Raw genomic sequence first — 22859 nt, 5'->3', positions numbered from 1 at the left:
TCCGCGTCAGTGGGATGTGGGGAAGGTGAAACCGGCCGTGAGCTGCTGGGCCGGTTCCGGCCAGCGGCTGGTGACGACCTTGGGGCGGGTGTAGAAGCGGATGCCCTCGGGGCCGTGGACGGGCGAGTCGCCGATGAGCGAGTCCTTCCAGCCGCCGAAGGAGTAGTAGGACATCGGCACGGGCACCGGCACGTTGACGCCGATCATGCCGACCCTGACCCTGCGCTGGAACCGGCGGGCGGCCTCGCCGGAGCCGGTGAACAGGGCGGTGCCGTTGCCGTACGGGTTGGCGTTGATGAGGTCGATCGCCTCGTCGAGGGTGTCGACGCGGACGACCGCGAGGACCGGGCCGAACAGCTCCTCCCGGTACGCGTCCATCTCGGCGGTGACGTGGTCGAGCAGGGACGGGCCGGTGAAGAAGCCCGCGGCGCACTCGGGGTGGCCGTCCAGCTTCAGCCCGCGGCCGTCCACGACGACGGTGGCGCCCTGGGCGGCGGCGGTGCCCACCGCGTTCTCGACGCGCTCCCGCGCGACCTGGGTGACCAGCGGTCCCATGTCGACGCCAGGGGCGTCGCCGGGGCCGACCTTCACCTCGCGGGCCTTGCGCTCCAGGACCTCGACCAGCCCGTCGGCCGCCGTCCCCACCGCGACGGCCACCGAGACGGCCATGCAGCGCTCACCCGCGGAGCCGTAGGCGCCCGCCGTGATGTGGTTGGCGGCGAACTCCAGGTCGGCGTCGGGGAGGACGACGGCGTGGTTCTTGGCGCCGCCGAGCGCCTGCACCCGCTTGCCGGTGCTGGTGGCGTGCTCGTGCACGTACTTGGCGATCGGGGTCGATCCGACGAAGGACACCGCCTCGATACCGGGGTGGCCGAGGATCGCGTCGACCGCGTCCTTGCCCCCGTGGACGACGTTGAACACGCCGTCCGGCAGACCGGCCCGCCGGTACAGCTCCGCCACGAAGCTCGCGGCCGACGGGTCGCGTTCGCTGGGCTTGAGGAGGAAGGTGTTGCCGGTGGCGATGGCCACGGGGTGCATCCACAGCGGCACCATGGCGGGGAAGTTGAAGGGGGTGATGCCCGCCACCACGCCCAGCGGCTGCCGGAAGCTGTGCACGTCCACACCGCGCGACACCTGGTCGGAGAAGCCTCCCTTGAGGACTTCGCCGAGACCGCAGGCGAACTCCACGACCTCCCGGCCGCGCACGATCTCGCCGCGCGCGTCGTCGACCGTCTTGCCGTGTTCGGCCGAGATGATCCGGCCCAGCTCCTCCTCGTGCTCCACGAGCAACTGCCGGAAGGCGAACATCACCTGGGTGCGCCGGGTCAGCGAGGTCTCCGACCACTCCTCGAAGGCCCGCGCGGCGGCGGTGACCGCGGCGGCGACGTCGGCGGAGCCGCCGAGGGCGACCCGCGCCTGCTCCTGCCCGGTGGCCGGGTTGAACACCGGCGCGGTGCGGGGGTCCGCGCCCGTGGCCGGGGACCCGTCGATCCAGTGCTGAATGGTCTTCACGAGGTGTCCTTACAGGTAGTGCCGCTGAGCGAGCTTGTGGGCGGCATACGTCGCGTATGCGTCGCGGGTGGAGTCCAGGGCGGACGTCTGGCTGACCGGCACGTCCCACCAGCCGTGTCCGGGCGGGTTCGGTCCGTAGAGGTCGGTCTCGACGTGGACGACCGTCGTGCGCCGGGTGGCCTTGGCCTTCTCCATCGCGGTGCGGAACTCCTCGACGGAAGTGGCGTGCAGGACGTCGGCACCGAGGGAGGAGGCGTTGGTAGCGAGGTCGACGGGAAGCACTTCGCCGTCGAGGAGGCCCGAATCGCCGTCGCGGAAGCGGTACTTGGTGCCGAAGCGCTGTGAGCCGAGCGCCTCCGACAGCGACCCGATGGACGCGAACCCGTGGTTCTGGACGAGGACGATGATGACCTTCAGGCCCTCGCTGACCATGGTCGCGATCTCCTGCGCCATCATCAGGTACGAGCCGTCTCCGACGAGGACGACCACCTCGCGCGACGGATCGGCCATCTTGGCGCCCAGCCCGGCGGCGACCTCGTACCCCATGCAGGAGTACGCGTACTCCACGTGGTACGCCTTCGGGTCCCGCGCCCGCCACAGCTGCTGGAGGTCGCCGGGCATGGAACCGGCGGCGTTGATGACCACGTCGCGGTCGCCGAGCGCTTGGTTGAGCGCGCCGAGGATCTCCGTCTGGGCGGGCCGGGGGCCATGGCCGCGGTGGAAGCACTCCTCCTCGATCTCCCGGGTACGGGCGATGAGGCGGCTGGTCCGGTCCCGGTACTCCGCGTCCGTCCCCCAGCCGGTGAGTGCCGCCGCCAGCGCCTCGATGCCGAGCCGGGCGTCGGCCACCAGCGGCTCCGCCGAGTGCTTCACCGCGTCGAGGCGCGCCACGTTGAGGTTGACGAACGTGACGTCCGGGTTGCCGAAGACGGTGTGGCTGGCGGTGGTGAAGTCGGAGTAGCGGGTGCCGATGCCGAGGACGACGTCGGCCTCCTTCGCCAGTTCGTTCGCCGCGTAGGAGCCGGTCGAGCCGATGCCGCCCACCGCGCACGGGTGGTCCCAGGGCACCGCGCCCTTGCCCGCGTGGGTGTCCGCGACCGGGATGCCGGTAGCCTCGGCGAAGGCGCACAGGCGGGACCGGGCATCCGAGTAGACGACGCCGCCGCCGGCCACGATCAGCGGCTTCCTGGCGCCCCGCAGCAGTCGTACGGCCCGCTCGACGGCGGCGGGCTCCGGCAGCGGGCGGCCGATGTGCCAGACCCGGCGCCGGAAGAAGGACACCGGCCAGTCGAAGCTTTCCGCCTGCACGTCCTGCGGCAGCGCGAGCGTGACGGCGCCGGTCTCCACCGGGTCGGTCAGCACCCGCATGGCGGCCAGGGCGGCCGGGATGAGCTGTTCCGGGCGGGTGACGCGGTCGAAGTACTTGGACACGGAGCGGAAGGTGTCGTTGACGGTGACGTCCCCGCCGCGGGTGTCCTCCAGTTGCTGGAGCACCGGGTCGGCGGCCCGGGTGGCGAACATGTCGCTCGGCAGCAGCAGGACCGGGATCCGGTTGGTCGTCGCGAGCGCGGCGCCGGTGATCATGTTGGTGGAACCGGGCCCGGTGGACGCCGAGCAGGCGAAGGTGGCCAGCCGGTCGCGCATCTTCGCGTACGCCACCGACGCGTGGACCATGCCCTGCTCGTTGCGCGCCAGGTAGTACGGGAGATCGGCTTCCCGGGTGACGGCGGCCTGGAGCAGCGCCTGCCCGATCCCGGCGACGTTGCCGTGCCCGAAGATGCCCCATACGCCGGGGATCAGCCGCTGCTCGCGGCCGTCGCGCTCGCTGTACTGGTTCGCCAGGAAGCGGACCAGGGCCTGGGCCGTGGTGAGGCGGATCGTGGTGGTCACAGCAGGCTCACCGCCCGGTCCACGGCCCCGGCCACGTCGCCGCCGGAGGGGTAGAGCAGGGACCGGCCCACGACCAGCCCCTGCGCGGTCGGGAACTTGAGGGCCTTGCCCCAGGACGCGAACGCCGCGTCAGGGTCGGTGACTTCGCCGCCCAGCAGCAGCGCGGGCAGCGTCGAGGCGGACAGCACCCGCTCCATGTCGGCCACGACGGGCAGCTTGAGCCAGGTGTAGGCGGTGCGGCGGCCCAGTCCGGAGGCGATGCTGATCGACTTGATGACGGCGTCGGGCGACAGGTCGTTGCGGATCCTCCCGTCCTGCCAGCCGCTGAGAAACGGTTCCACCAGCGCGATGAGCCCGCGGTCGTTCAGCTCGTCCACCGCGCGGGCGGTGTTCTGCAGCGCGGACGGGGTCGCGGGGTCGTCCAGGGCGATGCGGGTGAGCATCTTGCCGCCCTCGAAACCCCTCGCGGCGAGCGTCTCGGCGTCGTAGCCGGTGAACCGGTCGTCGATCTCGAAGGCCGAACCGGCGAGCCCGGCGCGGTTCATCGAGCCGAGGACGGTCTTGCCGTCGAGGACGCCGAGCAGCAGCAGGTCCTCCAGGATGTCGGCGGTGGCCAGCACCCCGGTCACACCGGGCCGGTCCAGGGCCGCGCACAGGCGGTCCAGCAGCTCGAAGCGGTCGGCCATGGCGTTGGGGTCGCCGCCGACGCCGTTGGCGCCGCGCGCCGGATGGTCCGCGGCGATGATCATGGCCTTGCCGTGCTCGCCGAGCAGCGAGGTGGCCTTCACGCGTCGGGTGGCCGCGGCCGCGATGGCGCCGGGGTCGTGGACCCGGGCCCCCACGATCCGGCTCACGTTGTCGGACGGCACGTCGTCACACCTTTCGCTGAGGGTCGTCGGCGGAGGCGGGGCTCGCGGAGCGGAGCTTCGCCTCCACCTCGGCCTCCGTGGGCATGGCGTCGGAGCAGGCCAGACGGCCCGCGACGAGGGCGCCCGCGGCGTTGGCGAACACGACCGTGCGGCCGGTGTCCCAGCCGGAGAGCAGGCCGTGGCAGAGCGCGCCGCCGAAGGCGTCCCCCGCGCCGAGCCCGTTGACGACGTCCACCGGCACCGGCGGTATCTCGGCGGCCGAACCGTCGCGGCCGACGGCCAGCACCCCCTTGGGGCCCTGCTTCACCACCGCCAGCTCCACACCGGCGGCGAGCAGCGCCTTCGCGGCGGCGTACGGCTCGCGCTCGCCGGTCGCCACCTCGCACTCCTCGAGGTTGCCCACGGCCACGGTGGTGTTCCGCAGGGCCTCGGCGTAGTACGTCCGCGCCTGCTCGGGGGCGTTCCAGAACATCGGCCGCCAGTCGAGGTCGAAGACCGTCGTCCCCGCCTTCGCCCGGTGGGCGAGCGCGGCGAGGGTGGCCGAGCGGCTGGGCTCGTCGCACAGCCCCGTCCCGGTGACCCAGAAGATCCGGGCGTCGCGCACGGCGCCGAGGTCCAGTTCACCGGGACGGATGTCGAGGTCCGGGGCCTTCGGCAGCCGGTAGAAGTACAGCGGGAAGTCGTCCGGCGGGAAGATCTCGCAGAACGTCACCGGGGTCGGCGCGATGTCCGACGTACCGACGAAGCGGGTGTCGACGCCGTAACCGCTCAGCGCGGTGCGGACGAAGTCCCCGAACGGGTCGCGGCCCGTCTTGGTGATCACGGCGGAGGGGTGCCCGTGGCGGGCGGCGGCGACGGCGACGTTGCTCGGGCTGCCGCCCAGGTACTTGCCGAACGACGTGACCTCCGCCAGCCCCACGCCGGTCTGGAGCGGATACACATCCACTCCCACACGACCCATGGTCAGCACTTCCAACGGCATGACGTGGTTTCCCTTCGCTTTTCGCGGGCCCGGGGACGGCGGAGTTAAAGCGCTTTAAACGCGGCTTCTGCGAGTACGATGCCTTCGCGTAAATGTCATGTCAATAGGTTGTCACTACGGTGTTGCGTGACCCGGAGACGTGAGGTCCGCCTCTTCGGGGAGCTTTTCCACGTCGACTCCGTGCACCGGCGCCAGCTCGTGCTTGAGCGCCGCCAGTTCGGCACCACCGGCCATGTGGTTGGTCAGCTCTTCGAGGCCGATCTCGCTGCGGTCGGCGCTGAGTTCGAGCGTGCCCAGGCGCAGCACGCTGAAGTGGTCGCCGACCATGTAGGCGTGGTGCGGGTTGTGGGTGATGAAGATGACGCCGAGGCCGCGGGCGCGGGCGGCGGCGATGTACTTCAGCACCACGCCGGACTGCTTCACGCCGAGGGCCGCGGTCGGCTCGTCCAGGATCAGCACCCGGGCGCCGAAGTAGACGGCGCGGGCGATCGCCACGCACTGGCGCTGACCGCCCGACAGGGTGCCGATGGGCTGCTCCAGGTTGTCCAGGACGATGCCCATGTTGCGCAGTTCCTCGTCGGCGGTCTTCTTCATCCGGTCGATGTTCAGGCGGCGCAGCGGCCAGGGTCCCCTGGTCATCTCGGAGCCGAGGAAGAAATTGCGCCACACCGGCATGAGCGGGACGGTCGCCAGGTCCTGGTAGACGGTGGCGATGCCCTTGCCGAGGGCCTCGCGCGGGGTGGTGAAGCGCACCGGTCCGCCGTCCACGAGGAACTCGCCCTCGGTGTGCTGGTGCAGCCCGGAGATGATTTTGATGAGGGTGGACTTCCCGGCGCCGTTGTCGCCGAGGACGCAGGTCACCCTGCCGGGCCGGACGGCGAGGTCGACGCCGTGCAGCGCGCGAACGTTGCCGTAGGACTTGCCCGCCTTGCGGAGTTCGACGACGGGGGCGCCGTCCGCGGGCGGGGGCTCCGCGATGGCCTCGTGGGTGGCGTTGATGGTGGTCATGGGGGTCACCTCCGGGTCGCCGTGCGGCGGACCCACAGATTGATCAGGGCGGCGCCGAGCAGCATCACGCCGAGGAATGCCTTGAACCAGTCGGGGTTCCAGCCCGCGTAGACGATGCCCTGCTGCACCATGCCGAACATGAAGGCGCCGAAGACCGGGCCGATCGCGGAGCCGTAGCCACCGGTCAGCAGGCAGCCGCCGATCACCGCCGCGGCGATGTAGATGAACTCCTGGCCCACGCCCTCGCCGGACTGCACGGTGTTGAAGGAGAACAGGTTGTGCATGCCGACGAACCAGGCACCGAAGCCGACCAGCATGAACAGCGAGATCTTGGTGAAGGTCACCGGGACACCGACCGCGCGGGCGGACTCCTTGTTGCCACCGACCGCGAAGATCCAGTTGCCGTATTTGGTGCGGAGCAGCACCCAGGTGGCCAGGGCCGCGAAGACCAGCCACCACACGACGGTGATCTTCACTTGGGCGCCGCCGACGTCGAACGAGGAGGCGAACAGCGCCTTGGCCTGGCCGAACCCCTCCATGCCGCTGATGTCGTCGGTCGAGACATTGCTGGTGACCAGCTTGGTGACCGCGAGGTTGGCGCCCTGGAGGATCAGGAACGTGCCGAGGGTGACCAGGAAGCTCGGCAGCCCCGTCCTGACCAGCATCCAGCCGTTGAACATGCCGACGGCCAGCGACACCACCAGGGCGATGATCACGCCCGACCACACGTTCAGGGTCAGCTGGTAGCTGAGCATGCTCGCGGTGAGCGCCGAGGTGATCACGGCGACGCCGGACGACAGGTCGAACTCGCCGCCGATCATCAGGAGCGCCACCGGCAGCGCCATGATGCCGATCGTGGACGACTGGTACAGGATGTTGGCCATCGACCCGGCGTCGCGGACCGGTGGCGCCGCGACGAGGAAGAACACGAACACGGCGACGGCGCCGAGGAAGACCCCGACCTCCGGCTGCGCGAACAGCCTGAACACCAGGGAGCGCCGCGTCGTCCGGCCGTCGGTCTGCTTCGAGCCGGGAGCCGGCGGCGTGCTCACCGCCGGGGCCGCGTGCTGGGCCATGCTCATCACCGGTTGCCCTTCGCGGCGAACGTGGCGACGGTGTGGACGTTGCTCTTGTCGACGAAGGCCGGGCCGGTCAGCACGGGCGCCTCACCGCCACCGCTGTAGTTGCCGTTGTTCTTGTAGAGCCACAGCGAATCGACCGCCAAGTAGCCCTGGAGATAGGGCTGTTGATCGACCGCGAACTGAACACTGCCCTTCTCGATGGCGGAGATGAGGTCCTTGTTGAGGTCGAAGGTCGCGACCTTCGCCTTGCTGCCCGCCTCGGACGCCGCCTGCGCGGCCGTGATGGCGAACGGGGCGCCGAGCGTGACCACCTCGTCGATGGACTTGTCCTGCGAGAGCTTGGCGTTGATCGTCGACTTCACCGAGGGCATGTCGGTGCCGTTGACATAGAGGATGTCGGTCTTGCCGCGGAACGCCTTCTTCACTCCGGCGCAGCGCTCTTCGAGGTTGACGTCGCCCTGGGCCTGGATCACGCACAGGGCGTGCTTGGCGCCGGTGGTGTTGATTTTGCTGCCGAGGGCCTGGCCGGAGACGGATTCGTCCTGGCCGAAGAACGACAGCAGGCCCTGCTTCTTCCAGACGGAGAGCCCGGCGTTGAAGCCGACGACCGGGATACCGGCCTTCTCGGCCTTGGCGACCACGGCCTTCAGCGCGTCCGGCTTGGCCAGGGTGACGGCAATGCCGTCGACCTTCTGGTCGATCGCGTTCTGCACCAGGTTGGCCTGGTCGCCCGCGCTTTCGTCGTTGGAGTAGATGAACTTGACGTTGTCCTTGGCGGCGGCGGCCTGGGCGCCCTTGCGGATGGTGTCCCAGAAGGTGTCGCCGGAGGGCGCGTGGGTGATCATCGCGATCGTCATGCGGGGTGTGTTGGCCTTGCCCGCGGACACGTTGTTGCCCGCGTCTTCGGCCTTCTTCCCGCCGGAGCTGCTGGAACAGCCCGCGAGGATCAGGGCGGCCGAGGCGGCCACGGCGACGACGGGGACGACTCTTCGGGAGCGGGAGCGGGACGGGGAAACACGGTTCATGGCTCGTGCGCCTCACTGTGCGACGGGAAGAGAAGAGCGGAGGAAGAGCGGAGGGAAGCCGGGCGCACGGCATGCGGTGCCGTACTCGCGAGCCGGCTTCATCGAGGTGACCAGAAGTGGCCAAGAGCAATTAAAGCGCTTTAAGTGCTGGTACTATCGGCTCGTTTCGAGAGCGTGTCAAGGGTGTTGTGCGAGGAGATCGCTGTCCGGGAGGTACAGGTGGACGATGCCGATTCCGAGCGGCGCCAGAACGGCGGGAACAAGCGCCCCCGGCTCGAGGACGTCGCGGCCCGCGTAGGCGTGTCCACCGCGTCCGTCTCCCTGGTGCTGCGCGGGGTGTCCGGCCCCAGCGAGCGCACCCGGCAGCGCGTCCTGAAGGCCGCCGCCGAGCTGGGCTACCAGGCGGATCGCACCGCCAGCCTGCTCGCCAGCAGGCGCACCCGGCTGCTCGGCGTCATGGTCGACATCCACAGCCCCTACCACGCCGAGCTGGTCGACTACCTGCACACGGCGGCCGAGGAGGTCGGCTACGACCTCGTCCTCTCCACCCTGACCCGGACCCGCGACGAGCACACCGCCGTCGAGACGCTGCTGGCCTTCCGCAGCGAGGCCCTGATCCTCCTCGGCCCGACCTCCCCCGCCGGCACGCTCGCCGCCCTCGACCGCAAGGCGCCGGTGATCGTCGTCGGCCGCCGGATCACGGACGAGCAGCTGGACGTCGTCCGCAGCGCGGACGACGACGGAGTCGGCCAGATCGTCGACCACCTGGTGGGGCTCGGCCACCGCGCCATCACCTACATCGACGGCGGCAAGGGCGTCATCGCCACCGACCGGCGCCGCGGCTACCGCACCGCCATGCGCCGCCACGGGCTGGACACGCACATCAGGATCCTGCGCGGCGAGAACACCGAGGCGGCCGGTGAGCGCGCCGCCCGCCACCTCCTCGACGACGGCGCCGCCCTGCCCACCGCCGTGGTCGCCTTCAACGACCAGTGCGCCATCGGCGTCCTGGCAGCCCTCTCCCGCGCCGGGGTCGCCGTCCCCGGCGAGGTGTCCGTGGCCGGATACGACGACGACACCCTCTCCCGGCTGAGCTGCTTCAACCTGACCACGGTCAGCCAGAACGCCGAGCAACAGGCCCGGAACGCGGTGGCCGCCGCCGTCGAACGCCTCGACGAGGGCCGCGCCGCCCCCCGCGAGGTCGTGCTGAGCCCGCAGCTCGTCGTACGCGGCACCGTGGCCGAACCCGCCTGACCCGCCCCGCGCAGAACAAGGGACTCCCCACGCGCCCTGCGCACGGGGAGTCCCTCATCGCCACTCGGCAGAGCGCCTCAGATCAGGACTGGGGGCGGCTACCGTGGTTGGCACCGTTCTTACGACGGGCCTTCTTCTTGCGACGTCGCTTCGACGACATGTCGCCCTCCTTCCAACGATGCTCTACCTGTGCCGATCACATCGATATCTCACGCGGTGATCGTGTCGCGCGTACCCAGCTCGCCACACGTCACCCTTCATTTCATTGTGAAGCACCTCACGCCACCTTCACGCGCGCGACGAAGGGAACACCATGACAGGCGAGCAGATCGAGGCGCCGGACAGCACCGCCGTGCGGACCGCGCTCTGGCGGGCCATGCATGTGCGGGTCGACCCGCCTCCCCATGTGGTCGAGGACGAGATCGGGCTGCGGCTGGCGGCGCCCGGCGAGGAGTGGCGGGACCGGCCGGACATGGATCCGGACGCCACCCGCGGGTTCCGGGCGGCCATGGTGGCGCGCGCCCGGTTCATCGAGGATCTGATCACCGAGGAGGCGGGGCGCGGCGTCGCGCAGTACGTCATCCTGGGCGCCGGTCTGGACACCTTCGCCCAGCGCAGGCCCGAGATCGCTTCCCGGCTGGAGATCTTCGAGGTGGACCAGCCCGGTCCCCAGGCGTGGAAGCGCTGCCGCCTCGCCGAACTCGGCTATGGCATCCCGGAATGGCTGCACCTGGTGCCGTTCGACTTCGAAGCGGGCGGATCCTGGCTGGAGCGGCTGGCCGCGGCCGGTTTTGATCCCGGGCAGCCGACGGTCATCGTCTCCACCGGCGTCAGCATGTACCTCACCAAGGACGCCACCGCCGCAACCCTGCGCCGGATCGCCGGGCTCGCTCCCGGCTCGACGCTCGCCATGACCTTTCTGCTGCCGACCGAACTCGTCGACGACGCCGACCGCCCCGGCCTCCGGGCGAGCGAGGAAGGCGCGCGGGCGTCCGGCACGCCGTTCCTCAGCTTCTACACCCCGCGGGAGATGCTGGACCTGGCCCGCGAAGCGGGCTTCCGGGGCGTCCGCCATGTGTCGGGGGCCTCGCACGCCGAGCGCTATTTCGCGGGCCGCACCGATGGCCTCCGCCCGTCGAGCGGAGAGGACCTGCTGCTGGCCACCACCTGATCCCCCAGGAGCTGTTGCACGTGGTCGTGGAAGGCGCGGGCCGCGACGTGCGCGGGGGCCTCGGGCAGAACCAGGTGGACAGTGAGGGGTGGTGCGTCGGATACCGGTAGATATCTGATGCCGGGGTGCGGGTGGCTGTGTTCGGTGCCCTCGGCCGTGACGCCCACGGCGTCGCCGACCGCGATGGCGGTCAGCCACTCGTCGACGTTGGCGACGTCGAAGGTCCGCGGGCGCTGCCCGACCGGCCAGAGGTCGGCGGTGGTGGTGGCGGCGGTGGCGCAGAGCGCGACGGCCCGGGTGGCGAGGTCCGCCAGCCGCACGTCCGGGCGTCGCGCCAGCGGGTCGCTCTCGGACACGGCGGCCACCCGGGGTTCGCCGTAGAGGGGGAAGGACCGCAGGCCGGTGTCCACCGGGGGCGCTGTCCGCAGGAACGCGACGTCGACCTGCCCGTGGCGCAGCGCGGTCTCCGGGTCGTCCCGGCGATGGACCTGCACCGGGGTGTCCGGGTGGTCCCGGCGCCAGCCGCGCAGCAGCGGCACCGTGTGGCGGCCGAGTGCCGCCCAGGCGAAGCCGACCCGCAGCGGGCCCGAACCGGACGTGGCCTCGGCGAGTGCGCTCTCCACCTGGCTCAGGATCCGGTGTGCGTGCTCCGAAAGGCGCCGCCCGGCGTCGGTGAGGGCGAGATGACGGGTGGTGCGTTCGACCAGCTGGGTACCGGTCCGGCGTTCGAGCTGGTCGAGCGTGCGGGAAACGGCGGGCTGGCTGATGCGCAGGACCGCCGCCGCGTCGGTGAAGGTGCCTTCGTCCCCGATCGCGGCCAGGACTCGCAGGTGCCGAAGCTCCACGTTCATAACCCTCGAGCATAGACGCGGCGCGGCAGACATTTCCCTCGCCGACGGGCCGCCCGTAGCGTCCCCGGCATGAAAATCCTTCTGATCGGAGCATCCGGCAGGCTGGGCACGGCCGTTGGCGAGACGCTGACCGGACGCGGCCATGAGGTCGTCACCGTCGGGCGGACCGGCGGCGATCTGCGGTACGACATCGCAGACCCCGCGCAGGTCACCGAGTTGTACGCGCGCGTGGGGTCCGTGGACGCGGTGGCCGGTACGGCGGGCGACGTTCCGTACAAGCCGGTTCTCGACATGAGCCCCGAGGACTATCGGTCCGCCTTCCACGGGAAGGTGCTCAGCCAGATCGAGTTGGTGCGGCAGGGCATCCCCCGTATCGCGGAACGCGGCTCGTTCACCCTGATCACGGGGGTGCTGGGGCGCGACCCCATCCCGACGAGCAGTGCGGCGTCGATGGCCAACGGCGCCGTCGAGGCGTTCGTACGCGCCGCGGCCATCGAGATCGCCCCGCAGCGGATCAACGCCATCAGCCCGACCGTCTTCACCGAGTCCCTGGAGAAGTACGGGGACTTCTTCCCCGGCATCCGGCCGGTCGGCCTCGCCGAGGTGGCCCAGACCTATGTCCGGTCCATCGAAGGCGGTCAGACCGGCCAGATCTACAGCCTGGAGTAGGGACAAACGCGCAGATCAGGGGCCCGTCGCGGACGACGGGCCTCCTGGGAGGAACTGCTGGCGCACTACGGCGCGGTGTCGCGGGCCATCGGCATCCCGGTCATGTACTACTGTTCATCGTCTACGCTGCGGGCTTCTCCGCGCTCATCCAGCTGCTCATCATCAGCTTCGCCGGACTCGCCGTGTACGGCGCCTACACCTCGGTGCGCAGCGGCTGGGTCCGGCGCGGCACGGGAAGGGTGATCTCCGCCGCCTTCCTCGTGGCATGGGTGGTCATCAACGCGTACGGCGGCTGGTTCATGCACGTCAGCGGTGCCCAGCGCCGGGGCGGCTGGGAGTTCCCCTGGTACCTGGGGGCCATGGTGGCGGCCGTCGCGCTGTTCCTCGCCGCGCTGCGAGTGGCCAGCAGCGCGGAGGGACGCCGCCATCTGGACGCCGGGGTGTGGCTGGTCGCCACTCTGCTCGCCGTCCTGGCGGTCTCCTACTACGGCGAATTCGGCCCCCTCGGCACGCCGCCACTGGGCGAGCCGTACGATCTGCTCGTGATCATCGCCCTCGCGCTGGTCAGCTACTGGTGGGCGGTGCGCAGCGGCTTCCGCACCGAGCAACTCGACCGCGCCCTCGCCAAGGACTACTCCTCGTCCCCCGAACCGCCCCGCGCCTGAGTGGTACATCCCCTTTCGGATGGGTATGGGGCTTGGTGTGCGCTGGCTGAGCAACGTCCGGACAGCGATAGCGTTCGCCCTGGTGGGGCCGCTGATCGTGTCGCTGGTGCTGGTGCCGTTCCGTAACGCCTTCCCCCGTACCGACGCGGCTCTCGTGCTGGTGGCGGTGGTGGTGGCCGTGGCCGCCCTGGGCTATCGGAGCGCCGGTGTGATCGCGGCGCTGTCGGCCACCATCTGGTTCGACTTCTTCCTGACCCGTCCGCGGGGGACGCTGTCCGTCACCAGCGCCCAGGAGAGCTGGACGGCCGTTCTGCTGCTCGCCATCGGTCTCGCCGTCTCGGAGCTGGCGGTGCGCGCCCTCAGCCAGCGGGACCGGGCGCAGGCGGCGCATGGCCGTCTCAAGCTGCTGCACGACGCCGGTACGGCCATCGGCGCCACCCTCGACGCGAAGCGGACCGCGCAGGAGCTGGCGCAGGTGGCGGTGGGCCGGTTCGCCGATTTCGTCACCGTCGATCTGGCGGTGTGCGTCCTGGCCGGGGAGGAGGTGCCACCGGACGGCGCCACGCACATGCGCCGGGTGGCCCTGGCCGGGGTCCGCCAGGATCATCCGCTGCTCCCCGTGGACGGGCCGCCCAGGCTCACCCGGTGCGATCCGCGGGCCCGTGGATCGCCCTGGGGGCAGCCGAGGATCGAACCCGATCTGCGGGCCCGCGTCGACTGGCAGGCGCTGGTCCCCGAGCCCGCCGGGGCGGTGCTGGACTACGGCATGTACTCGCTGATCACGGCTCCGCTGCGGGCCCGGGGCAGTGTGCTGGGGATGGTCGGCTTCTGGCGTACGCGGGACGCCCCGCCCTTCGCCGACAGCGATCTGTCCGACGCCGGGGAACTGGCCGCCAAGGCCGCCGCGGCCATCGACAACGCGCGCCGTTACACCCGGGAGCGGGCCACCGCCCTGGCGCTGCAGCGCAATCTGCTGCCCCGGCATCTGCCCGGGCAGACGGCGGTCGACACCGCCTCCCGCTATCTGCCCGCGGACTCCCGGGCGGGAGTGGGCGGCGACTGGTTCGATGTGATCCCCCTCTCCGGCAGCCGCGTCGCGCTGGTCGTGGGGGATGTGGTCGGCCACGGCCTCAACGCCTCCGCCACCATGGGACGGCTGCGCACCGCCGTGCGCACCCTGGCCGATGTCGACCTGCCGCCCGACGAACTCCTCACCCACCTCGACGACCTGGTCGTCCACCTCACCGACGACGAGCGGGACAGCACCGCGGAAGAGGGCGCGGACGCGGACACGGTGGCCACCGGCGGGGTGGGGGCGAGCTGTCTGTACGCGGTCTACGATCCGGTCTCCCGGCACTGCGCGCTGGCCTCGGCCGGTCACCCGCTGCCCGTCCTCGTCAACCCCGACGGCAGGGCCGATCTGGTGTCCGGCTTCACCGGCCCGCCGCTCGGAGTGGGCGGCCTGCCGTTCGAGACCACCGAGCTGGATCTGGCGGCGGGCAGCGTTCTCGGCCTGTACTCCGACGGTCTGGTCCGGTCGAGCGACCGCGACATCGACGCGGGGCTGACCAAGCTGTGCGACGCGCTGTCGGTGCCGGAGGCGGCACTGGACGCGGCCTGCGACACCGTCCTGCGCGCGCTGGCGGTCGACCGCCCGGCGGACGACGTCACCCTGCTGCTCGCCCGGACCCGCGCCCTGACCCCGGACCGGGTCGCCAGCTGGGACATCGCCGCCGACCCGGCCCTGGTCGTGCAGGCCCGGAAGCTCGCCGTCGAACAGCTCGACGCATGGGGGCTGTGGGATCTGACCTTCATCACCGAGCTGCTGGTCAGCGAGCTGGTCACCAATGCCATCCGCTACGGCGCCACGCCGATCCGGCTACGGCTGATCCGCGACCGCAAGCTGATCTGCGAAGTGTCCGACGCCAGCAGCACCACGCCCCATCTGCGCCGCAGCCGCGCCTACGACGAGGGCGGCCGTGGCCTGGTGCTCGTGGCCCAGCTCAGCCACAACTGGGGAACGCGCCAGACCACCGCCGGAAAGACCATCTGGTGCGAGCAGCGGCTGCCCGCCTCCGGCCACGACTAGCCGAGCTTCTTGAGCAGCTCGGTGGCGAGGGGCGCGGAGGAGGCGGGGTTCTGGCCGGTGACGACGTTGCGGTCGACCTGGACGTGCGGCGCCCACGCCTCGACGGACTCGACGGTGAGCCCGGCCTCGGTCAGCCGGTCCTCCAGCAGCCACTTGGCGTTGTCGGCGCTGCCGGCCAGCCGCTCCTCGGCGTTGGTGAACGCGGTGATCCGGTAACCGGCGTAGGCGTTGGTGCCGTCCTCCTTGACCGCCGCCAGCAGCGCGGCCGGGCCGTGGCACACCACGCCCACCGGCAGCCCCCGGTCCACCGCCAGCGTCAGGAGCCGCCCGGAGTCGGCGTCGACCGCGAGGTCCTCCATGGGGCCGTGGCCACCGGGAACGTACACCGCGTCGAAGTCCTCCAGCGGCACCTCGGCCAGCACGGCCGGGCTGCGGAACTCGGCGGCGGTCTCCACCACCTTCGCGAGCCGCTCGGCCTCCTCGGCGCCACCGGCCGCCTCCGGAGCCAGGCTGACGGGGTCGACCGGCGACACCACGCCGCCCGGAGTGGCCACGGTGACCTCATGCCCGGCGGCCTTGAACGCCTCCAGCGGGACGACGGCCTCCTCCGCCCAGAAACCCGTGCGGTGCTTGCTGCCGTCCGCCAGCGTCCATGCGTCGGCGCCGGTCATCACAAAAAGGATCTTCGCCATGGTTCTCTCCTCGTAGCGATGTTCTGTGCCTGCCCCGCACACTAGGCCCGACGGTCGTTGAAGATCCAATCACCGCGAATGGCACCCGCCGCGCCGCTCAACTCGGCCCGACCGGCTGTCCCTGCTGCGCGCGCCGCGCCTCCCGACCGGCGATCGATTAGGCTCCTCAGATGGCGAAGTACTTCGATGTTCACCCAGACAATCCCCAAGCGCGGACCATCAGCAACGTGACCGACAGGATCCGATCCGGCGGGCTTGTCGCCTACCCGACAGACTCCTGCTTCGCGCTGGGCTGCCAGATGGGCAACCGCGACGGCATCAGCCGGATCCGGTCGATCCGCGACCTCGACGACCGTCACCACTTCACCCTGGTGTGCCAGGATTTCTCGCAGCTGGGCCGGTTCGTGCACATCGACAAGGATGTGTTCCGCGCGATCAAGGCGGCGACGCCGGGCAGCTACACCTTCATCCTCCCCGCGACCAAGGAGGTGCCGCGGCAGCTGCCGCACCCGAAGAAGAAGACGGTCGGCGTGCGGATTCCGGACCATGCCGTCACTCAGGCGCTGCTCGCCGACCTCGGCGAGCCGCTGCTGTCCAGCACCCTGCTGCTGCCCGGCGAGGACGAGCCGATGACGCAGGGCTGGGAGATCAAGGAGCGGCTCGACCATGTGGTGGACGCCGTGGTCGACTCGGGCGACTGTGGCACCGAGCCGACCACCGTCATCGACTTCTCCGACGGCGAGGTCCAGATCGTGCGCCGAGGAGCGGGTGACACCGCGCGGTTCGAATAGGACCTAGTCGTCGATGCACTTGGGGTACTTCGCACCCCGGTTGCAGTCGTGGTAGTCGTACTTGCTGACCCGGAACTTCTTCCCCTCGCCCCCCTTGGCGGGATCGACGACCAGGTAGAACTTCTTCCCGTCCTTGACCTTTTCGGTGACCTTCCCCTCGGGGCCTTTCTCGAAGTCCTGCGCGCAGCCGGTGAGTGCGAGGGCGGTCACTGCCACGAGAGCGAGTGCGGGGGCGAGGCGGCGTTGCATGTGGTGCTCCTGATCGACTTGAAGACGTGGGCAGTCTAAGGTCATCCGCCGCCCCGCCGAGCGGGCAGGGTCCAGCGATCACACCCCCTTCACACACGGCACTTCGGCACCGTCCGCAGCGTGGCCTCGCGGGCTCGGCCGCCCTGACCGGGTTCCTGGACGAGGTCGACCAACTGCCGGGTGTGCGGGCGGTCCAACGGGCCATGCGACGTTCACTCGACATTCGCCCCGGCATGCGCGTCCTTGACGCCGGGTGCGGCATCGGGCTGGAGGGTGACACGGCCCTCGAGGCGTCGGGGCTCACGGAGGGGGCGTACGACGCGATCCGCACCGAGCGGGTGCTGATACGCACCGCATCCGCTCTTCGGTGCACTGCTGGACCTGCTGGTTCGCCTCGTGCGCCCCGGGTGCTCACCATCGCCCGACGCCCGCCGTCCGGGTGAGGTGTGACCTCCGATTCCCCAACAGCCCCTTCTGTCAGATCTCTTGACGCCCCGCCACCTCCGCCTTAGCTTCGGCGTTTATAAATGCAGACCGAGTACGCACATGTAGACAGTCTCGGGGGCCAGGATGAGATCCGACCGGGCGCGCACCGTGCTCACCCTTATGGTCTCGGGGACGATGCTGCTGACCAGCGCGTGTGCCGTGGCGAACAGCGACGACGCGGGCGATGCCGGGAGCGCGGGCGGCGGCACGCTGCGGGTGGTTCTCACCCAGGAGCCCCCGACGCTGGAGCCCTGCGAGTCCTCGCTCACCGCGACCGGCGTCGTCGTCCGCTCGAACGTCACCGAACCGCTGGTGGAACGGGATCCCACCTCGGGCAGGCTCGAACCGCTGCTGGCGACCGGCTGGCGGCAGACGAAGCCCAGGACGTGGAACTTCGGCATCCGCTCGGGCGTGACCTTCCAGAACGGGCGGCCCTTCACCGCGAAGGACGCCGCCTTCTCCATCGAACGCGCCGTCAACTCGGATCTCGCCTGCAATGTGGACGGCTATGTCTTCGGCGACGAAAAGCTCGACGTGCGCGCGGTGAGCCCGACCCGGCTGACCGTCACCACCGAAAAGGCCGACCCCATCCTCCCGCTGCGGCTCAGCTTCATCGAGATCGTGCCGCGCACCACCGACACCCGGGCCAAGGTACGCATACCGGTCGGGACCGGCCCCTACGCCGTGAGGAAGTGGGAGACCGGGGTCTCGATCTCCCTGACCCGCAACGACAGATACTGGGGCAAGGCCCCCGCCTATCCCCGGGCCAGATATGTCTGGCGCGGCGATGCCAGCGTCCGGGCCGCGATGATCGACAAGGGCGAGGCCGACATCGCGACGGCGCTGGACCCCGTGGACGCGACCAAGGACAGCACCGTCGCCTACCCCAACAACGAGACGACCGCCCTGCGGCTGGACGGCCGTGAGGCACCGCTGAACGACATCCGGGTACGCAAGGCGATCGGCATGGCCATCGACCGTACGGGCATCGCCGACGCCCTGCTCGGGGGGCTCGCCAAGCCCGCCGCACAACTCGTCCCGCCCGGCGTGGTGGGGCACAACGACAAGCTCGCCACCACCCCGTACCGAGAGGCCGCGGCCCGCGCGCTGGTCGGGCGGGCCGCCGCCGACGGCGTGCCCGTCGACCGGCGGATCACCCTCGTCGCGCGCAACGGCCAGTTCGCCGGGATCGCGGAGGTGGCCGAGGCGTTGCAGTACCAGATGGCGCGCATCGGGCTGAACGTACGGATCCGGATGGCGGATACCGCCACGCACCTGCAGTACCAGCTGCGCCCGCTCCCCCGCGGCGTCGGGCCGATAGCGCTGCTGATCATGCACGGCAACCAGGCCGGGGACGCGGCCTTCACCACCAGTCAGTACCTGCTGAGCGACGGCCCGCAGTCCACCTTCGGCACCCCGCGGCTCGACCGGCGCATCGCGGCGGCGAACGCGCTGTCCGGCAAGGCCCGGCAGCGGGCCTTCGCCGCGGTGCTCGCCTATCAGAACGAGAAGGTGGCGCAGTACGCCTATCTGGCCCATATGCGCGGACTGCTCGGGCTGTCGCCCTCGGTGCGGTACCGCCCGGACTCCGCCACCGGGGACGAGATGCGGCTGTCCGAGGTCCGCCCCGCGAAGGCCGGGAAGGCGGGGAACCACTGATATGGCGTCCTTCCTGCGCAAGCGCATCATCTCCAGCGCGATACCCCTGGTGTTCGTGGTGCTGGGCGTGTTCTGCCTGGCCCGGCTGACCGGCGACCCCGTCGACCTCTACCTTCCGCTGAGCGCCACCCCCGAGCAGCGCGCGGAGTTCTCCGCCGCCCACGGCTTCGACGACTCCCTCCCGGTGCAGCTGTGGGACTACCTCACCAACGCCGCGCGGCTCGACTTCGGCACATCGCTGCGCACCGGGGAGCCCGCCGATTCGATGGTGCTGGAGGCGTTTCCCGTCACCCTCCAGCTCGCGGGCATGACCATGCTGCTGGCGGTCCTCGGCGCCCTGCTGGTCGGAAGCCTCGCCGCCTACCGGCCGCAGTCGGCCGTCGACAGGCTCGCCGGTCTGCTGTCGATGACCGCGGCCAGCATCCCCGACTTCTGGTTCGCGATCATGGGCGTGCTGGTCTTCGGAGTGACCCTGGACTGGCTGCCGACCTCCGGCACCCTGGGCGGTCCCGAGGTGTGGGTGCTGCCGCTGGCCACCCTGCTGATCCGCCCGTTCGGAGTGCTCGTCCAGGTGGTCCGCGGCAGCATGGTCGGCGCGCTGTCGGCTCCTTACGTCAAGGTCGCCCGCAGCAAGGGCGCCGATGCCACGCGCGTGGTGTTCGGGCACGCCCTGCGCAACGCCGTCACGCCCGTCCTCACCGTCGCCGGGGACCTCGCCGTCGGGCTCGTCAACGGCGCGGTGGTGGTGGAAACGATCTTCGGCTGGCCCGGGATCGGCAAGCTCATGATCGACTCGATTCTCCAGCGCGACTTCGCGGTGTTGCAGGCCGCCGTCCTGCTCACCGCCGTGACGATCTTCGCGCTGAACATCCTCGTCGACGTCTGCCACGCGCTCATCGACCCGCGAGTGCGCCAGGCGGTACCGGCGTGAGCGAAGGAGCCACCATGCCCGCCCCCGACGGCCGTTCACCCTCCGGTGCGGCAACCTCCTCGCGCTCCCGTCCGCCGCGCTGGTGGCTGCTGCTCGGCCGGGACCGGACCGCGGCCGCCGCGGCCGCCGTCCTGGCCCTGGTGTTCCTCGTCGCGCTGTTCGGCAAGCTGTTCCTCGGCGACCGGGCGGTACGGCAGGATCTGCGCGCCTCGCTGCGCCCGCCCTCCCTCGACCACGGCTTCTACGGGCTGCTCGGCACGGACGTCCTGGGCCGCAGCGTGCTGGCCCGGCTGGTGGACGCCGCCGGGACGACGCTGTCCATCGCGGTGCCCGCGGTGCTGTGCTCGCTGCTGATCGGCTCCGCCCTGGGGCTGTGGGCCGGGTACCACGGAGGCGCGCGCGAGAACGTCGCGATGCGCGTCGCCGATGTCATCCTCAGCTTTCCGTCCCTGCTGATCGCGGTGGTCGTGCTGTACGTGTTCGCACCCAGCGCGCTGAACATCGTGCTGATCCTCGCCGTCGCGCGCATCCCCGTCTATCTGCGCACCGCCCGCGCGGAGGCAGCCGAGCTGAGAAGCCGTCTGTTCGTCGACGCGGCCCGCACGTTCGGCACGCCCGGCCGGGCCATCATCGTCCGCCACCTGCTGCCGATCGCGCTGCCGACGCTGCTGACCGTGGCCACGCTCGACTTCTGCTTCGTCATGCTGACCGAGTCGTCCTTGAGCTTCCTCGGCATCGGCATCCAGCCGCCCGAGGTGAGCTGGGGGCTGATGGTGGCCCAGGGGCGCCAGTACCTTCGTACCGCCTGGTGGATCGCCGTGCTGCCGGGGCTCGCCATCATGCTCACCACGGTGTCCGCCACGGTGCTCGCCGCCTGGGTGCGCCTGGCCACGGATCCCGGCCAGCGGTGGCGGCTGACGCTGCCCAGGAAGCGGCGCGGCAACCGCGCCGCCGTCCCCCCGGAGATGATCGCGTGAAGCACTCCGCCCTGCCCGCGCCCGCCGCGACCGGCGCTCCGGCGCTCGAGGTCGAGGGGCTCCGCGTCGATCTGCACACCCCCTCCGGCACGGTCCGCGCCGTGGACGGCGTCAGCTTCGGTGTGCGCAAGGGGCGCACCCTGGCGCTCCTCGGCGAGTCCGGCTGCGGGAAGTCGATGACCGCGCTGTCCATCGCCGGACTGCTCGACCCGATAGCCGAGGTGACGGGCGGATCCGTGCGGGTGTCCGGCACCGATGTGGTGCGGCTGAGCCCGGCCGAGCGCCGAAAGCTGGCCGGTCCCGTGCTGTCGATCGTCTTCCAGGACGCGCTGGCCGCGCTCAACCCGGTCCAGCCGGTCGGGCGGCAGCTCGCCGAGCCGTTCCGTATCCATCGCGGGCTGTCGCGGCGCCACGCCGCGGAGAAGGCGGTGGAGCTGATGACGCGCGTCGGCATCCCCGAGCCCCGGCTGCGGGCGCGCTCGTATCCGCATCAGTTCTCCGGCGGCATGCGGCAGCGCCTGCTGATCGCGATGGCCGTCGCCCTGGACCCCGATGTGCTAATCGCCGACGAGCCGACGACCGCGCTCGACGTCACCGTGCAGGCGCAGATCATGCGGCTGCTGCGGGACCTGCAGACCGAGCGGGACATGGCGCTCGTACTGATCACCCACGACCTGGCGGTGGTCGCCCGGCGCGCGGACGACGTCGTGGTGATGTACGCGGGCAACGTGGTGGAGACCGGCCCGGTGCGGGACGTGTTCTCCCGCCCCCGCCACCCCTACACCAAGGCGCTCCTCAACTCCGTTCCCGAGCACGCCGTCCGGGGCCGCCCGCTGCCCGCCGTCCCCGGCAGCCCGCCCGAGCTGAGCGCGGTGCCGTCCGGCTGTGTCTTCCAGGCCCGATGCCCGCTGGCCCGGGAACGCTGCGCCGCGGAACGCCCTCCTCTGGAGTCCGTGGGCGCCGCGCGCTCGGCCGCCTGCCACTTCTCCGAGGAGCTGGACCGTGACCGTGTCTGAGACCCCCGGAACACCTCTGCTCGACGTCCGGGGCGTGACGAAGTCGTTCGGCCACGGCCGCCGCCGTCTGACCGCGGTGGACGGAGTCGACCTCCGGGTCGGGCGCGGCGAGACCCTGGGCCTGGTGGGCGAGTCCGGCTGCGGAAAGTCGACCCTGGCCAGGGTGGTGCTCGGGCTGGAGCGGCCGGACGCGGGAACGGTGCGCTTCGACGGCACCGACCCGTTCACCCTCAAGGGCAAGGATCTGCTGGCGTGGCGGCGCCGGGTGCAGATGGTGTTCCAGGACCCGTTCGCCTCGCTCAACGCCCGGATGTCCGCGGCCGACCTCATCGGCGAGCCGTGGCGCACCCACCGCGACATCGTGCCCACGGCCCGGGAGCGGGACCGCCGGGTCCGGGAGCTGCTGTCCCTCGTCGGACTGCGGGAGAGCGACGCCCACCGCTACCCGAACGAGTTCTCCGGCGGGCAGCGGCAGCGCATCGGCATCGCCCGCGCGCTGGCCCTCGAACCCGACCTCATCGTGTGCGACGAGCCCGTGTCCGCGCTGGACCTGTCGGTGCAGGCCCAAGTGCTCAATGTGCTCTCCGAGTTGCGGACGCGGCTCGGGGTGTCCTATGTGTTCATCTCCCACGACCTGTCCGTGGTCCGGTACATCTCCGACCGGGTGGCGGTGATGTACCTGGGCAAGGTCATCGAACACGGCCGCGCCGACGATGTCTTCGACCGGCCGCTGCATCCTTACACCGCCGCCCTGATGTCCTCCGCTCCCCGGCTCGATGTGTCCGGGGCGGCGGACGAGGAGGAGATTCCGCTGCGCGGTGAGATCCCCTCCCCGTACGGCATCCCCTCGGGCTGCCGGTTCCGTACCCGCTGCTGGAAGAGCGAGGACCGGTGCGCGGAGACGGCACCGGTGGCCGTCACCCGCGCACCCGCGGCGCACACCGGGCAGGAGCCGCACGAGGGCCTGTGCCACTTTCCGCTCGACGGCTGA

At 70.9% G+C, this 22859-nt stretch carries 22 protein-coding genes; 11 read left to right on the top strand and 11 right to left on the bottom strand.

Going from position 1 to position 22859, the window contains the following annotated elements; translation table 11 throughout:
• Nucleotides 1-6: 6 nt before the first annotated feature.
• The 7 genes from ACZ59A_RS25910 to ACZ59A_RS25880 all read right to left on the bottom strand — a co-directional run bounded on the left by ACZ59A_RS25910 (nt 7) and on the right by ACZ59A_RS25880 (nt 8368).
• Nucleotides 7-1512 (bottom strand): CoA-acylating methylmalonate-semialdehyde dehydrogenase, encoded by a 1506-nt coding sequence (locus tag ACZ59A_RS25910; protein WP_470962689.1) that lies wholly within the window; start codon nt 1510-1512, stop codon nt 7-9.
• Nucleotides 1513-1521: 9 nt separating this feature from the next.
• On the bottom strand, nt 1522-3402 hold the full coding sequence (gene iolD / locus ACZ59A_RS25905; RefSeq protein ID WP_470962686.1) for a 3D-(3,5/4)-trihydroxycyclohexane-1,2-dione acylhydrolase (decyclizing): 1881 nt from the start codon (nt 3400-3402) through the stop codon (nt 1522-1524).
• Entirely contained in the window at nt 3399-4271 is an 873-nt protein-coding gene (locus ACZ59A_RS25900) for a Cgl0159 family (beta/alpha)8-fold protein (RefSeq protein WP_470962683.1), read from the bottom strand. The genes iolD and ACZ59A_RS25900 overlap by 4 nt, the downstream gene beginning before the upstream one ends.
• A 4-nt stretch (nt 4272-4275) precedes the next feature.
• Nucleotides 4276-5253, bottom strand: a complete 978-nt coding sequence (gene iolC, locus ACZ59A_RS25895; protein ID WP_470962680.1) for a 5-dehydro-2-deoxygluconokinase — start codon at nt 5251-5253, stop codon at nt 4276-4278.
• 114 nt (nt 5254-5367) lie between these two features.
• Nucleotides 5368-6261 carry an ATP-binding cassette domain-containing protein gene (locus ACZ59A_RS25890; RefSeq protein ID WP_470962677.1) on the bottom strand — a complete coding sequence of 298 codons (894 nt, stop codon included), beginning with the start codon at nt 6259-6261 and terminating at the stop codon, nt 5368-5370.
• A 5-nt stretch (nt 6262-6266) separates the two neighbouring features.
• Nucleotides 6267-7343 (bottom strand): ABC transporter permease, encoded by a 1077-nt coding sequence (locus ACZ59A_RS25885; protein ID WP_470962674.1) that lies wholly within the window; start codon nt 7341-7343, stop codon nt 6267-6269.
• Nucleotides 7343-8368 carry a sugar ABC transporter substrate-binding protein gene (locus ACZ59A_RS25880; protein WP_470962671.1) on the bottom strand — a complete coding sequence of 342 codons (1026 nt, stop codon included), beginning with the start codon at nt 8366-8368 and terminating at the stop codon, nt 7343-7345. Before ACZ59A_RS25880 ends, ACZ59A_RS25885 begins: the two co-directional genes overlap by 1 nt.
• A gap of 219 nt (nt 8369-8587) precedes the next feature.
• Between ACZ59A_RS25880 and ACZ59A_RS25875 the strand changes: the two genes are divergently transcribed.
• Nucleotides 8588-9622: a LacI family DNA-binding transcriptional regulator gene (locus ACZ59A_RS25875; protein ID WP_470962669.1), complete on the top strand. Its 1035-nt coding sequence runs from the start codon at nt 8588-8590 to the stop codon at nt 9620-9622.
• 82 nt (nt 9623-9704) lie between these two features.
• Here ACZ59A_RS25875 and ACZ59A_RS25870 read toward each other — a convergent pair whose 3' ends face one another.
• Nucleotides 9705-9782 carry a 50S ribosomal protein bL37 gene (locus ACZ59A_RS25870; protein WP_370443954.1) on the bottom strand — a complete coding sequence of 26 codons (78 nt, stop codon included), beginning with the start codon at nt 9780-9782 and terminating at the stop codon, nt 9705-9707.
• Between the two features lie 153 nt (nt 9783-9935).
• Between ACZ59A_RS25870 and ACZ59A_RS25865 the strand changes: the two genes are divergently transcribed.
• Nucleotides 9936-10793: a class I SAM-dependent methyltransferase gene (locus tag ACZ59A_RS25865; RefSeq protein WP_470962665.1), complete on the top strand. Its 858-nt coding sequence runs from the start codon at nt 9936-9938 to the stop codon at nt 10791-10793.
• Here ACZ59A_RS25865 and ACZ59A_RS25860 read toward each other — a convergent pair.
• Nucleotides 10724-11644 carry a LysR family transcriptional regulator gene (locus ACZ59A_RS25860; protein ID WP_470962662.1) on the bottom strand — a complete coding sequence of 307 codons (921 nt, stop codon included), beginning with the start codon at nt 11642-11644 and terminating at the stop codon, nt 10724-10726. The two genes, ACZ59A_RS25865 and ACZ59A_RS25860, sit on opposite strands and share 70 nt — an antisense overlap.
• Nucleotides 11645-11713: 69 nt before the next feature.
• Between ACZ59A_RS25860 and ACZ59A_RS25855 the strand changes: the two genes are divergently transcribed.
• The 3 genes from ACZ59A_RS25855 (at nt 11714) to ACZ59A_RS25845 (ending at nt 15067) form a co-directional block, all read left to right on the top strand.
• On the top strand, nt 11714-12313 hold the full coding sequence (locus tag ACZ59A_RS25855; RefSeq protein WP_470962659.1) for a short chain dehydrogenase: 600 nt from the start codon (nt 11714-11716) through the stop codon (nt 12311-12313).
• 182 nt (nt 12314-12495) lie between these two features.
• Complete coding sequence (locus tag ACZ59A_RS25850; protein ID WP_470962656.1) at nt 12496-12978, top strand: hypothetical protein; 483 nt, start codon at nt 12496-12498, stop codon at nt 12976-12978.
• A gap of 19 nt (nt 12979-12997) precedes the next feature.
• Complete coding sequence (locus ACZ59A_RS25845; RefSeq protein WP_470962653.1) at nt 12998-15067, top strand: SpoIIE family protein phosphatase; 2070 nt, start codon at nt 12998-13000, stop codon at nt 15065-15067.
• Here ACZ59A_RS25845 and ACZ59A_RS25840 read toward each other — a convergent pair.
• The gene (locus ACZ59A_RS25840; RefSeq protein ID WP_470962651.1) at nt 15064-15759 is read right to left on the bottom strand and encodes a type 1 glutamine amidotransferase domain-containing protein; all 696 of its coding nucleotides are present in this window, start codon (nt 15757-15759) and stop codon (nt 15064-15066) included. The two genes, ACZ59A_RS25845 and ACZ59A_RS25840, sit on opposite strands and share 4 nt — an antisense overlap.
• A 170-nt stretch (nt 15760-15929) precedes the next feature.
• Between ACZ59A_RS25840 and ACZ59A_RS25835 the strand changes: the two genes are divergently transcribed.
• Nucleotides 15930-16550 (top strand): L-threonylcarbamoyladenylate synthase, encoded by a 621-nt coding sequence (locus ACZ59A_RS25835; RefSeq protein ID WP_470962649.1) that lies wholly within the window; start codon nt 15930-15932, stop codon nt 16548-16550.
• Between the two features lie 3 nt (nt 16551-16553).
• Here the strand turns inward: ACZ59A_RS25835 and ACZ59A_RS25830 are convergent, their stop codons facing one another.
• The gene (locus ACZ59A_RS25830; protein ID WP_470962646.1) at nt 16554-16799 is read right to left on the bottom strand and encodes a hypothetical protein; all 246 of its coding nucleotides are present in this window, start codon (nt 16797-16799) and stop codon (nt 16554-16556) included.
• 570 nt (nt 16800-17369) lie between these two features.
• Between ACZ59A_RS25830 and ACZ59A_RS25825 the strand changes: the two genes are divergently transcribed.
• The 5 genes from ACZ59A_RS25825 to ACZ59A_RS25805 are packed head-to-tail and all read left to right on the top strand — an operon-like array spanning nt 17370 to nt 22859.
• Nucleotides 17370-18944 carry an ABC transporter substrate-binding protein gene (locus tag ACZ59A_RS25825; RefSeq protein ID WP_470962644.1) on the top strand — a complete coding sequence of 525 codons (1575 nt, stop codon included), beginning with the start codon at nt 17370-17372 and terminating at the stop codon, nt 18942-18944.
• 1 nt (nt 18945) lies between these two features.
• Entirely contained in the window at nt 18946-19875 is a 930-nt protein-coding gene (locus ACZ59A_RS25820; protein WP_470962641.1) for an ABC transporter permease, read from the top strand.
• A 14-nt stretch (nt 19876-19889) separates the two neighbouring features.
• Entirely contained in the window at nt 19890-20852 is a 963-nt protein-coding gene (locus ACZ59A_RS25815) for an ABC transporter permease (protein WP_470962638.1), read from the top strand.
• Nucleotides 20849-21868, top strand: coding sequence for an ABC transporter ATP-binding protein (locus ACZ59A_RS25810; RefSeq protein ID WP_470962635.1), 1020 nt, complete (start codon nt 20849-20851; stop codon nt 21866-21868). The genes ACZ59A_RS25815 and ACZ59A_RS25810 overlap by 4 nt, the downstream gene beginning before the upstream one ends.
• Nucleotides 21861-22859, top strand: a complete 999-nt coding sequence (locus tag ACZ59A_RS25805; protein ID WP_470963146.1) for an ABC transporter ATP-binding protein — start codon at nt 21861-21863, stop codon at nt 22857-22859. Before ACZ59A_RS25810 ends, ACZ59A_RS25805 begins: the two co-directional genes overlap by 8 nt.

This window comes from Streptomyces sp. NPDC040405 (genome assembly GCF_055595765.1).
The sequence above is the reverse complement of the archived record's forward strand: the minus strand, read 5'-3'. Positions and strand labels throughout refer to the sequence as shown.

Bases quoted from the DNA above. Each gene is read 5' to 3' on its own strand.
- ACZ59A_RS25820 (WP_470962641.1), top strand. From the start codon at position 18,946: ATGGCGTCCTTCCTGCGCAAGCGCATCATCTCCAGCGCGATACCCCTG.
- ACZ59A_RS25870 (WP_370443954.1), bottom strand. From the start codon at position 9,782: ATGTCGTCGAAGCGACGTCGCAAGAAGAAGGCCCGTCGTAAGAACGGT.
- ACZ59A_RS25865 (WP_470962665.1), top strand. From the start codon at position 9,936: ATGACAGGCGAGCAGATCGAGGCGCCGGACAGCACCGCCGTGCGGACC.
- ACZ59A_RS25830 (WP_470962646.1), bottom strand. From the start codon at position 16,799: ATGCAACGCCGCCTCGCCCCCGCACTCGCTCTCGTGGCAGTGACCGCC.
- ACZ59A_RS25890 (WP_470962677.1), bottom strand. From the start codon at position 6,261: ATGACCACCATCAACGCCACCCACGAGGCCATCGCGGAGCCCCCGCCC.
- ACZ59A_RS25855 (WP_470962659.1), top strand. From the start codon at position 11,714: ATGAAAATCCTTCTGATCGGAGCATCCGGCAGGCTGGGCACGGCCGTT.
- ACZ59A_RS25845 (WP_470962653.1), top strand. From the start codon at position 12,998: ATGGGTATGGGGCTTGGTGTGCGCTGGCTGAGCAACGTCCGGACAGCG.
- ACZ59A_RS25840 (WP_470962651.1), bottom strand. From the start codon at position 15,759: ATGGCGAAGATCCTTTTTGTGATGACCGGCGCCGACGCATGGACGCTG.
- ACZ59A_RS25880 (WP_470962671.1), bottom strand. From the start codon at position 8,368: ATGAACCGTGTTTCCCCGTCCCGCTCCCGCTCCCGAAGAGTCGTCCCC.
- iolC (WP_470962680.1), bottom strand. From the start codon at position 5,253: ATGCCGTTGGAAGTGCTGACCATGGGTCGTGTGGGAGTGGATGTGTAT.
- ACZ59A_RS25835 (WP_470962649.1), top strand. From the start codon at position 15,930: ATGGCGAAGTACTTCGATGTTCACCCAGACAATCCCCAAGCGCGGACC.
- ACZ59A_RS25815 (WP_470962638.1), top strand. From the start codon at position 19,890: ATGCCCGCCCCCGACGGCCGTTCACCCTCCGGTGCGGCAACCTCCTCG.
- ACZ59A_RS25885 (WP_470962674.1), bottom strand. From the start codon at position 7,343: ATGAGCATGGCCCAGCACGCGGCCCCGGCGGTGAGCACGCCGCCGGCT.
- ACZ59A_RS25825 (WP_470962644.1), top strand. From the start codon at position 17,370: ATGAGATCCGACCGGGCGCGCACCGTGCTCACCCTTATGGTCTCGGGG.
- ACZ59A_RS25860 (WP_470962662.1), bottom strand. From the start codon at position 11,644: ATGAACGTGGAGCTTCGGCACCTGCGAGTCCTGGCCGCGATCGGGGAC.